This window comes from Streptococcus sp. HMSC034E03 (assembly GCF_001811505.1).
Lineage (GTDB): Bacteria > Bacillota > Bacilli > Lactobacillales > Streptococcaceae > Streptococcus.
In genome coordinates this window covers 1-11,531 of record NZ_KV804981.1, presented here as the reverse complement: position 1 = coordinate 11,531, position 11,531 = coordinate 1, and the positions used below count along the sequence as shown (strand labels likewise).

General features: G+C 39.0%; 8 protein-coding genes. 7 read left to right on the top strand and 1 reads right to left on the bottom strand.

From position 1 onward, the window contains the following. The first annotated feature begins 249 nt into the window (after positions 1 to 249). From lacG to HMPREF2805_RS04540, 5 genes are all read left to right on the top strand, one after another. Positions 250 to 1,656: a 6-phospho-beta-galactosidase gene (gene lacG / locus HMPREF2805_RS04560; RefSeq protein ID WP_075231580.1), complete on the top strand. Its 1,407-nt coding sequence runs from the start codon at positions 250 to 252 to the stop codon at positions 1,654 to 1,656. A 42-nt stretch (positions 1,657 to 1,698) separates the two neighbouring features. Then, entirely contained in the window at positions 1,699 to 1,953 is a 255-nt protein-coding gene (locus HMPREF2805_RS04555) for a DUF3884 family protein (RefSeq protein ID WP_075231579.1), read from the top strand. A gap of 306 nt (positions 1,954 to 2,259) precedes the next feature. Next, positions 2,260 to 4,848 carry a pneumococcal-type histidine triad protein gene (locus tag HMPREF2805_RS04550; RefSeq protein WP_075231578.1) on the top strand — a complete coding sequence of 863 codons (2,589 nt, stop codon included), beginning with the start codon at positions 2,260 to 2,262 and terminating at the stop codon, positions 4,846 to 4,848. A gap of 155 nt (positions 4,849 to 5,003) precedes the next feature. Next, entirely contained in the window at positions 5,004 to 5,933 is a 930-nt protein-coding gene (locus HMPREF2805_RS04545; protein WP_075231577.1) for a metal ABC transporter solute-binding protein, Zn/Mn family, read from the top strand. A 7-nt stretch (positions 5,934 to 5,940) separates the two neighbouring features. Then, the gene (locus tag HMPREF2805_RS04540; RefSeq protein ID WP_075231576.1) at positions 5,941 to 8,943 is read left to right on the top strand and encodes a pneumococcal-type histidine triad protein; all 3,003 of its coding nucleotides are present in this window, start codon (positions 5,941 to 5,943) and stop codon (positions 8,941 to 8,943) included. On the opposite strand, the gene HMPREF2805_RS11470 is transcribed toward HMPREF2805_RS04540, so the two are convergent. Beyond that, entirely contained in the window at positions 8,906 to 9,115 is a 210-nt protein-coding gene (locus HMPREF2805_RS11470) for a hypothetical protein (protein WP_083301282.1), read from the bottom strand. The two genes, HMPREF2805_RS04540 and HMPREF2805_RS11470, sit on opposite strands and share 38 nt — an antisense overlap. On the opposite strand from HMPREF2805_RS11470, the gene HMPREF2805_RS10625 reads away from it, so the two are divergent. Then, positions 9,076 to 9,849 (top strand): transposase, encoded by a 774-nt coding sequence (locus HMPREF2805_RS10625; protein ID WP_261676282.1) that lies wholly within the window; start codon positions 9,076 to 9,078, stop codon positions 9,847 to 9,849. The two genes, HMPREF2805_RS11470 and HMPREF2805_RS10625, sit on opposite strands and share 40 nt — an antisense overlap. A gap of 222 nt (positions 9,850 to 10,071) precedes the next feature. Beyond that, on the top strand, positions 10,072 to 11,531 hold a 1,460-nt coding region (locus tag HMPREF2805_RS04530; protein ID WP_186822555.1), incomplete at its 3' end, for a Rib/alpha-like domain-containing protein.

The window sequence follows — 11,531 nt, the reverse complement described above, 5'->3', positions numbered from 1 at the left end:
TATCGTTTTTACCTCCTCATGTCACAATTCGATTAATAATAGGGACTATGAAATAGTTTCCTCTCGTTACGGAAATCGCTATGTCGAATTTCCTAATCGCCTTATTAATTCGTCGGTAAAAAGATATCGTTTTTACCTCCTCATGTCACTATTTGGTGACTTGGTACAAGAAGTGAGATGGAGATGGATGGCTCACTAACTCCTCTCCCCTCACTTTTCATTTAATACAATCAAGAAATAGGTGAAAAAATGACAAAAACACTTCCTAAAGATTTTATTTTCGGTGGCGCAACAGCAGCTTATCAAGCAGAAGGTGCTACACATACAGATGGTAAAGGTCCTGTTGCTTGGGACAAATACCTTGCTGATAACTATTGGTACACAGCTGAACCAGCGAGTGACTTCTATCATAAATATCCAGTAGATTTGCAGTTGGCTGAGGAATATGGGGTAAACGGTATCCGTATTTCCATTGCTTGGTCACGTATTTTCCCAACTGGTTATGGTGAAGTAAATCCGAAAGGGGTAGAATTCTATCATAACTTATTTGCAGAATGTCATAAACGCCATGTAGAACCGTTCGTTACTCTTCATCACTTTGATACACCTGAAGCTCTTCACTCAAATGGAGACTTCTTAAATCGTGAAAATATCGAACACTTTGTAGATTATGCGGCATTCTGTTTTGAAGAATTCCCAGAAGTAAACTACTGGACAACCTTTAATGAAATTGGTCCAATCGGTGATGGTCAGTACTTGGTCGGTAAATTCCCACCAGGTATTCAATATGATCTTGCGAAAGTCTTCCAATCCCACCACAATATGATGGTTTCTCATGCTCGTGCTGTGAAATTGTACAAAGACAAAGGCTATAAAGGTGAAATCGGGGTTGTTCACGCCCTTCCAACTAAGTATCCATTGGATCCTAAAAATCCTGCAGATGTTATTGCGGCAGAGTTGGAGGACATTATCCATAACAAATTTATCTTGGATGCAACTTATCTGGGGCACTACTCTGAAAAGACCCTGGCAGGGGTAGAGGCTATCTTGGCTGCCAATGGTGGAAAGCTTGACTTGCGTGACGAAGACTTTTTAGCGCTTGAAGCAGCTAAAGATTTGAATGACTTCCTCGGAATTAACTACTATATGAGCGATTGGATGGAAGCTTTTGATGGTGAAACTGAGATCATCCACAACGGTAAAGGGGAAAAAGGAAGCTCTAAGTACCAAATTAAGGGTGTTGGTCGTCGTGTAGCTCCTGACTATGTACCTCGCACTGACTGGGACTGGATTATCTATCCTCAAGGATTATACGACCAAATCATGCGCGTGAAAAAGGATTATCCAAACTACAAGAAGATCTACATCACTGAAAACGGACTTGGATACAAAGATGAATTTGTGGACAACACTGTTTACGATGATGGCCGTATTGATTATGTGAAACAACACTTGGAAGTATTGTCTGATGCCATTGCTGATGGAGCAGTAGTCAAAGGCTACTTCATCTGGTCACTCATGGACGTCTTCTCTTGGTCAAATGGTTATGAAAAACGCTATGGCCTCTTCTATGTGGACTTTGAAACACAAGAACGCTATCCGAAGAAATCAGCTCACTGGTACAAGAAACTAGCTGAAACCCAAGTGATTGAATAGTACAACTAGTTATTAGGTATAGAATTTAAGCGAGGAAAGTTTATGCTAAAAGATTTTATCAAATCAATCTATGAAAAAGTTTATATTATTAACTTTGAACATTGCTCTCATGTACCATCCTTGACCAAGGAGCAACTTGCAAGTCTTGGAAAATGGTATGTCTCAACGGGTAAGGAGTGGATTTGTCATTCAGACTATGAATTTGAAGAATTTCAAAAGCTATTTTTAAATTTTGTCAACGCAGAAGATAAGGATAACATTTCCTTTGTTTCGGATTTTATGCCGTTTCAACACTAAAATATTATAAAGAGGAATCTATCTCATACTAGGAGATATTCCTCTTTTTTATTTAGATTTTACCTGAAAGACAAAAAAATTCTTGACAGATTTATGTTATAGGAGTAAACTATTAACTAGTTAAATAACTGGTTAAGCACATAAAGAGGTAACTCACTCGCTCAAATCTTGTTTGAAATATAGAAAATAGGAGGAGTTTTAAAAGTGAGTTATTTTTCTAAATCGATATTTAACCGGTTAAGGATGTTCTTGAGGAAAAGTATAGTTCTTCTTTAACGAATAAATGAAAATAGAAAGTGTGTTTAGATGAAAATCAATAAAAAATATGTTCTTGGTTCGGTAGCTCTTTTAGCATTAAGCCTTTCCAGTTATGAATTGGGGCGTTACCAAGCGTTACAGACTAGCAAAGAGTCTAATCGTGTGTCTTATATAGAAGGGAATCAGGCTAGTGCTAAGACTGAAAATCTGACGCCAGATGAGGTTAGTCAGCGAGAAGGTATTAATGCAGAACAGATTGTCGTTAAGATTACCGATCAAGGCTACGTAACTTCACATGGAGACCATTATCATTACTATAATGGCAAGGTTCCTTATGATGCTATCATTAGTGAAGAACTTCTGATGAAAGATCCGAATTATCAACTTCGAAATGAGGATATTGTCAACGAAGTCAAGGGTGGTTATGTCATTAAGGTTGATGGTCGCTATTATGTATACCTCAAAGATGCATCCCATGCAGAAAATATTCGTAGTAAGGATGAGATCAATCGTCAGAAGCAAGAACACGGACATGGTAGTGGAACAAAAGTTAGCAATGAAGTTACCCTAGCAAGGGCTCAGGGACGTTATACTACGGATGACGGCTATGTTTTTAATGCAAGTGATATTATTGAGGATACTGGCGATGCTTACATCGTTCCACATGGCAATCACTTCCATTATATTCCTAAGAGTGACTTATCAGCTGGCGAACTTGCTGCTGCCCAAGCCTTCCTATCTGGTAAAGGTGGCCAAACAAGCTCAGTGGGGTATCGTCCTTCAACAAATTCTTCTAGCAATAGCTCATCAGAGGCATCGAATAGTAGTTCATATGGACAAACAAATCATAGTAATGTTGAGGCAAATACTAGAAGATGGGTTCCAACTGTTAGCCCACAAGTGGATAATAGTTATCAAGCAAGTCCAAGTGAAGACGTATCTAGTCTTTTGAAACAACTTTATGCCTTGCCACTCAGCCAACGACATGTGGAATCAGATGGGCTTGTCTTTGATCCAGCTCAAATTACAAGAAAAACTGCGAATGGTGTTGCAGTGCCTCATGGGGATCACTATCATTTTATCCCTTATTCTCAAATGTCTGATTTAGAGCAGAGGATTGCGAGAATGATTTCTGAAAATTATCAAGGAAATCATACTACTGCAGGTGGTAAAGAATTAAAACCAATTCCGACTCCAATCCCTGCTCCAGAGCCTACCCCAATACCAAGTCCACAACCTGTACCAAATCCTCAACCAGCTCCAAGCAATCCAATTGATGGAAAATTGGTAAAACAGGCGATTCGAAAGGTGGTTGATGGTTATGTCTTCGAAGAGAATGGAATTTTGCGTTATATTTTTGCCAAGGAACTTTCAGCAGAAACTGTTGCAGCCATTGATGATAAACTTGCTCAACAAGAAAGTTTGTCTCATGAGTTAGGAGCTAAGAAAACCAATCTTGTATCTGGTGATCAAAAATTTTACAACAAAGTTTATGATTTACTAGCAGCAGTTCATCAAGATTTGATTTCCAATAAAGGGCGCCAAGCTGATTTTGACGCTTTGGATAGACTATTGGAACGTCTCAACGATGAGTCAAGTGATAAAGTCAAGTTAGTTGATGATATCCTTGCTTTTCTAGCGCCGATTCGTCATCCAGAACGTTTAGGAAAACCAAATGCACAAATAACTTACACAGATAATGAGATTCAAGTAGCCAAGTTGGCAGGCAAGTATACAACAGAAGACGGCTATATCTTTGATCCCCGTGATATCACCAGTGATGAGGGGGATGCCTATGTAACTCCGCATATGAGCCACAGTCATTGGATTAAGAAAGATAGTTTGTCTGAAGCTGAAAGAGCAGCAGGTCAAGCTTATGCTAAAGAGAAAGGTTTGACACCTCCTTCAACAAATCATCAAAGTTCAGGAAATACTGAAGCTAAGGGAGCAGAAGCGATTTACAATCGAGTAAAAGCAGCTAAGAAGGTTCCACTTGATCATATTCCTTACAATCTACAACATACTGTTGAAGTTAAAAATGGTAGCTTAATTATACCTCATTACGACCATTACCATAACATTAAATTTGGTTGGTTTGACGAAGGACTCTATGAGGCACCTAAAGGCTATAGTTTAGAGGATCTCTTTGCGACTGTAAAATATTATGTTGAACATCCTGAAGAACGTCCTCACTCAGATAATGGTTGGGGAAATGCCAGCGACCATGTTCACAGAAACCACAATAGTCAAGCTGCTAGCAATCAAACAGAGAAACCAACAGAGGAGAAACCTCAGACAGAAAAAAATGATGATGAAAAAAATCTTGAGGAGAAACCGCAAATGGAAAAGCCAGAGGATACTAAACCAGCTGATGAACCAGCTGATGAACTAGAAGAATCTCCAGAGGAAGAACCACAGGTTGAAACTGAAAAGGTAGAAGCTAAGCTAAAAGAAGCAGAGGAACTATTAAAGACAGTCACAGATGCAAGCCTTAAATCCAATGCTAGCGAAACCTTGGTTGGTTTGCGAAATAATCTGACTTTGGGAACTATAGATAACAATGGTATTATGGCTCAAGCTGAAAATCTCATAGCCTTACTAAAAAATAGTAAGCCTAAAACAAGTCAAAGCGATTAAAATTCGTGGGTTAAAAATAACTAGTGAGAACAAAGAATGAAATCTAGTTCTCACTTTTTTCATGAAAATGCATAAAAAATATTGACATTTTAAATTTTTAGGAGTAAAATGTTTACTAGTTAATTAAATGGTTAAATACTAGTTAAGGAGTTGTTATGAAAAAAAGAACTATCCTATGGCTCATGCTTGCCTTCTTTGTTCTTGTCTTAGGAGCTTGTGGACAAAAGACCAGTCAAGACAAGAGTGATGAAACTAAGGGGATGAAGATTGTGACCAGTTTTTATCCTGTCTATGCTATGGTCAAAGAGGTTTCAGGTGATCTAAATGATGTTCGGATGATTCAGTCTAGTTCTGGTATCCATTCCTTTGAACCTTCTGCAAATGATATTGCAGCCATCTATGATGCCGATGTTTTTGTTTATCATTCTCACACATTAGAGTCATGGGCGGGAAGTTTGGATCCAAGCCTACAAAAGTCCAAGGTAAAGGTGTTGGAAGCATCTGAAGGTATGACCTTGGAGCGCGTGCCTGGCTTAGAAGATATGCAGGCAGGAGATGGGATTGATGAGAAGACCTTGTACGATCCTCACACATGGTTAGATCCTGAAAAGGTTGCAGAAGAAGCACAGATAATTGCTGATAAGTTATCCGAACTGGACAGTGCCAACAAGGATACCTATCAGAAAAATGCACAGAACCTTAGTGCTAAGGCTCATGACTTAACTAAGAAATACCAACCCATCTTTGAAAAAGCAAATCAAAAGACATTTGTGACCCAACACACAGCCTTTTCATATTTGGCAAAACGATTTGGACTCAATCAGCTTGGGATTGCAGGAATCTCTCCTGACCAAGAACCAAGTCCAAGACAGTTAACCGAAATCCAGGAATTTGTAAAGACTTATAAGGTCAAAACCATCTTTACAGAGAGTAACGCTTCATCAAAGGTAGCTGATACACTTGTCAAATCAACAGGTGTGAGTCTGAAAACCCTCAATCCTTTAGAGGCAGACCCACAAAATGACAAGTCCTACATAGAAAACCTAGAAGAAAATATGGCTATCTTAGCTGAAGAATTGAAATGAGGAGATTATGAAGATTAATAAAAAATATCTAGCAGGATCTGCAGTGGTCCTTGCTTTAAGTATCTGCGTTTATGCTTTAAATCAACATCAAGCACCTGAGAAAAAAGATGATAATCGTGTATCCTATGTTGACGGTAAAGGATCTGAAGCTAAGAAGAATGAATCTCTGACACCAGATCAAGTTAGCAAGAAGGAAGGAATAGAAGCTGAACAGATTGTTACCAAGATCACTGATCAAGGTTATGTAACGTCCCACGGCGACCATTTCCATTACTATAATGGTAAGGTGCCTTATGATGCTATCTTTAGCGAAGAACTGGTCATGAAAGATCCGAACTATCAGTTGCGTGATCAAGATATTGTCAATGAGATTAAAGGTGGCTATATCATCAAAGTGGACGGTAAATACTATGTCTATCTAAAAGATGTGAGTCACGCTGATAATATTCGCACCAAAGAACAAATCGAGCAGCAAAAACAAGAACACACATCAGATAGTGGTAGTGCAAGTGAGGAAGTTCTTGCTGCCAGAGCACAAGGTCGATATACAACGGATGATGGTTATGTCTTTAATGCTGCAGATATCATTGAAGATACAGGTGATGCTTATATCGTTCCTCACGGTGGGCATTATCACTACGTTCCAAAGAGTGCCCTATCTTCTAGTGAATTAGCAGCAGCTCAAGCCTATCTAGCTGGAAGAGGAAGTCAACCAAGCCTAACGGATTATAAACCAAATTCAAGTGTTACACCAAGTTCTCAAGCCGATAGCCCAGCAACAAGCACGCCGGTAGATCAAGAGGATAGCCTCCAAAGTCTTCTCGCTCAGTTATATGCTTTACCAGTTAGTCAACGCTATCGAGAATCTGATGGCTTAGTCTTTGATCCAGCTAAAATCACCAGTCGTACGGAAACTGGGGTAGCCATTCCACACGGCAATCACTACCATTTCATTCCTTATAGTAGTATGTCTGCTTTGGAGCAAAAAATTGCTCGTTTGATACCACTTTCAGGTCTTGTAAGTCCGTCAAATCCTGTAGAAAATCCAAACAAACCAAGTGAAGATCATGAGCACGACCATGACCATGAAGATGCTAATCATGACCATCATAATGATGGAGAAGAGCACGATCATGGCTTTGCTATTGACCGAGTGATAAGTGAAGATGAGCAAGGTTTTGTGGTTTCACATGGAGACCATGCCCACTATTTCTTTAAGAAAGATTTGTCAGCAGAACAGATTAAGGCAGCGCAAGAACATTTACATGGTCACCATCAGGCAGAGCCTGTAAAACCTCTTGCCAAGACTGTAGAAAGTTTCTCTCGAGATGCTAGTGATGAAGAAAAAATAGCTTACATTTCAAAGACCTATGGTGTTCCGATTGAAGCGATCCGAATTTCAAATGGATTCTTTGTATTTGGAAATCCAGACCAGGCTTATGACCCAACTCACATTCATCCTTATGCAGTTCGAAAGGAACACGTTCGTATTCCTCTCCAAACAGGGGATGCAGAGCTTGATTTCCTAAACGAACTCTATACAACTGCTTTACGTGATGGCGTTTCTCCTTATAGTTTGCAGGTTGAAAATGGTAGCTTCGTCATTCCTCACGGTGATCATAATCACTACATCAAAGTACAAACTAAAGGCTATGAAGTGGCTTTGAAACATAAGATTCCTGCCTTGCAATCTAACTACCAACCAGGAGCCTTTGATGAAGCTACTGTTCAAAATAAGGTTGATCAACTTCTAGCAGAAAGTCGTGAAGTCTATAAAGATAAACCAATTTTACAAAGACAAATTGAGCTTGCCTTGGGACAATTCTCTGAAAATATGAAGAAGCTCTCAACCAACTCAACAGCTGGTTATCTGGCTGCTTTAGATCTCTTTGACAAGCAGTATATCCACGTTGACTCTAGTGTAAAACCAACAGAAATCAGTCCATTAGACAAAAAATATCAAGCTTTAGTAGATAAGATTAATACCTTGGATACGGATGCTTATGGACTTCCTAAAAAGGATCTCTTGGCTCAACTCCAAGAAAATAAATTGGCTCAAGATGAGGCTGGTTTAGATGCAGTTGAAGCTAAACTAGAAGCACTTCAGGACTTTAATGATCGTACTGGAGTTACAACAGTCGAGTACATTAAGTATTTCTATCAACATCTGTCAGATGGTCGTTTAAATGACACTCTTAGAAATAAGGTTGCCAACTTAACTTGGACCCTTTATCAGTCACAATCCTTCCTTAAGGCGACTGACTTAAACAAACTCTTCCCTGAAATCTATCAAACAAAATTAGAGGTAGAAGAAGCAGTGAAGAATGAATCAGTTGCTCATAAACCTTCTGAAACGATTTTAGATACTGAAAAAGTGGATGGTCACAGTGCAAAAACGGCAGTCTATGAATTTTTGAAAGGTTTGTATGATGATATTAAGCCTGAAGAACAAAGTAATCATGTTCGAAAAGGTCAAGTAGTAGAACTCTTATCAAAAGCTGATGAATTAGTGGCTCAAGTCAAAGAAGAAGGAGTGAAAGCTTCACTTGCTGACGAAGTGAAAAATCTGAAAGCTGCTCTAGATAAAGAGGACGCAGACCTTGATGAACTAAACACGCAAGTTCAAGATCTTCTAAAACGAATTTCACAAATCATTCAGACTGAACGTGAGAATGCTAATCAAGACCCAGAGGTTTTAGTTCTTTATCAAAAACTATACAACGGAGTTATTGCCCTTCATACTTATTTGGAAGTGAATAATGGTTCTGATGCTGACTTTGAAAAAGTCGATGCTCTGTTTGATAAACTAGCAGCAGCTAGCAAAGACAAGCAAGCTCTTTTATCTCTTGCTCAAGAAATCGTTTTGTTAAACGAAGAATTTCAATCCAAAGTTAAGCCAGCTGAAGCTAGCACAGAAACAGCCAATACAGAAACAAACGATAAGCAAGCTGAGTCAAACATAACTCCTGCAACTAGCTCTCCAGAAACAAGAGAAAAAGTAGCAGAATAACAAAAAGTCTGAGACAATAGTGTCTCGATTCTATCAAAAAAAGCAACGGTTTTGTGCCGTTGCTTTTTTGCATGGTTTCGATAGTCTTGGTAAAATAGAATTGCATAATAAACCATTTAGAAAGGCTATCCCATGCATATTCACTATAACACAAATCAAACAACTTTATCACTAGAAATCAGTTCTTTCTTGCCACAAGACCTTCTCGTCTTTACTATTGAAAAAGTGGTGAATACCTTGGAGGACAGTCACTTCCACGCCTTCTATCATGCCTTTGGTCGCCCGTCTTATCACCCAAAAATGCTTGTATCTACTCTTCTATTTGCCTATTCACAAGGGATGTTCTCTGGTCGAAAAATTGAAAAAATGATGATTGAAAATCTGGCTATGCAGTACCTAACAGGACAGTTGGTTGTCAGCTATCGCACCATCAATCGTTTTCGTGTCGCTGAAGGGATGGGAGAACTCATTCGTGATCTTTTCATCGACCTCAATCTTCGTTTAAAAATGGAAGAGTTAGTGACTTTAGATTGCTTGTTTATTGACGGGACTAAGATTGAAGCCAATGCCAACAAGTATAGTTTCGTGTGGAAGAAAGCGACAGAGAGATTCTCCGCTAAACTTCAAGAACAGATACAGATCTATTTTCAAGAAGAAATCACTCTCCTTATCCATCAGGCTATTAAGCTGGATGAAGAAGAGCCTATCTCCTCAGAGCAGTTGATTGAATTTGCTCAAGTCCTTGAAGAAGAATTGGAAAAACTGAGCCAAGATATTGAGGAGACACCCGTTAAGGGAAGGATGAACGTAAAACTCAGAGTCGTAAACTCAAGAAAGTCTTGCGTAAAGTCAAAGATGATTTCTCAGTACGTGCTAAAAAATATGAGCGTTATCAGGAATCACTGATTTATATTTTTTGATTATAATAAACAAAAATAATATATATTTTTTAATTCTTATTATTATATCACAAGTATTTCAAAAAAAGAAACGGCTGGACTTATCATTATATTTTGAAAATATAAAAATAAAAAAGGAAAAAGGATTGATTTTATTAAATAGTTATTTTATAATATTAAATGTATGTTAAAGACATGCTTTGATTTTTAAAATAAGGAGAAAAGATTCATGTATTTTAATCGTAAAAATGCAGAACAAAAGAATTGGCGTATGATCAAAAAGGGAAAACATTTCCTTTTCGGTTGTTCGCTTGTCTTTGCAGTTGGGGCAGCTTTGGTGGCTCCATCAGTTAAAGCAGATACAGTAGAAGCTAAGCCAGAAACTAGCTCTACAGCAGAGGGAATTAAGCCAGTTGCAGCCGAGGAGAATGTAACTTATGCAGCACCAGCTGTAGAAGTAGCTCCAGCATCAGCTGTTGAAGAAAAAGTTGAAAAAGCAGTTGAAACTACTCAAAATTCTAAAGAAGAAGCAGTAGTTGCGACTTTTGCAGATGCTTCAAGTGCAAACTTGTTAGCAACTCAAACTATTAAAGATGGCTCTTTAGTGGCTAAACCACGTAGAGCACGTGCTGCAGTAGCGGCTCCAGAAATCACTTCAGATCTTAAAGGAAAAGGAAGTTCAACAACGGATGTCACTGCTAAAGCGACAGCAGGTTCAACTGTTAAACTCTACAATAATGATGGTGTTGTTATTGGTGAAGCAGTAGCAGACGCTCAAGGTGTAGCTACAGTTACTCTAACAAATAGCCTTCCTGTAGGTGAAATCACTGCAACAGCTACACCAGTAGGCGAAAGTGAATCTCCTAAGAGCGCTCCTGTCACAGCGACTCGTGCAGAAAAGTCTGAAGTGGATGGAGGTGTTTCAAGAGGAAACGATAATACCCAACTTCTCGTTACCAGATCGCATATCACGGTTTATCCAGGTGAGTCTGTTAACATTGGTGTTGAAGCAGCATCAAATGAAATTGAAAACTTTTGGGTTCCTAATAATCCAGACGGTGTCAAGGGCTTGCTTCCTACAGGTGCCTACATAAAGACAGCTGGAACAGATACTATTAAACACCGTCCAGCCGGATACGGAGGAACTGTTGATTGGGAACAACCAGCAGGTGATACTGTTGTGACCTTCGCAGTTAGAAGTAAGAAAAATGCAGTTGTAACGAGAGACCTTAAAGTTACCGTTTTGGAACTTACTAAGAAGCTTGATGCTGTTGCAGGTGAAAAAGTAGAAGTTGCTGATCCTAACAATGTTAGCGAAGATGAGAAAAACAAGATTATCTCCGCAACTACAAAAGCAAATGCAAGTTTCCCTCCAGGTACTACATATAGCGTCGACGAAAAAGGAAACCTTGTCATTACTTATCCTGACAAATCCACTGATAAGATTACAGCAGCATACTTAGTTACTCCAGCAGCTAGGGAAGCAGACAAATACACGCCGACTGCTAAGGGACAAACAGTTGCTCCGGGTTCAACACCAGACGCTAAAAACTCAATTGATAATGCTGGTGAACTTCCAAGTGGCACTACTTTCGCTTATAAGATACCAGTAGATACTGCAACCGAGGGTGAAAAAGACGCGATAGTAGTAGTTACGTACCCAGACAAGTCAACAGACGAAGTTCCAGT

Excerpts from the sequence above, each read along its gene's own strand:
- HMPREF2805_RS04545 (WP_075231577.1), top strand. The coding sequence starts at position 5,004 with ATGAAAAAAAGAACTATCCTATGGCTCATGCTTGCCTTCTTTGTTCTT.
- HMPREF2805_RS04555 (WP_075231579.1), top strand. The coding sequence starts at position 1,699 with ATGCTAAAAGATTTTATCAAATCAATCTATGAAAAAGTTTATATTATT.
- HMPREF2805_RS10625 (WP_261676282.1), top strand. The coding sequence starts at position 9,076 with ATGCATATTCACTATAACACAAATCAAACAACTTTATCACTAGAAATC.
- HMPREF2805_RS04550 (WP_075231578.1), top strand. The coding sequence starts at position 2,260 with ATGAAAATCAATAAAAAATATGTTCTTGGTTCGGTAGCTCTTTTAGCA.
- HMPREF2805_RS04540 (WP_075231576.1), top strand. The coding sequence starts at position 5,941 with ATGAAGATTAATAAAAAATATCTAGCAGGATCTGCAGTGGTCCTTGCT.
- lacG (WP_075231580.1), top strand. The coding sequence starts at position 250 with ATGACAAAAACACTTCCTAAAGATTTTATTTTCGGTGGCGCAACAGCA.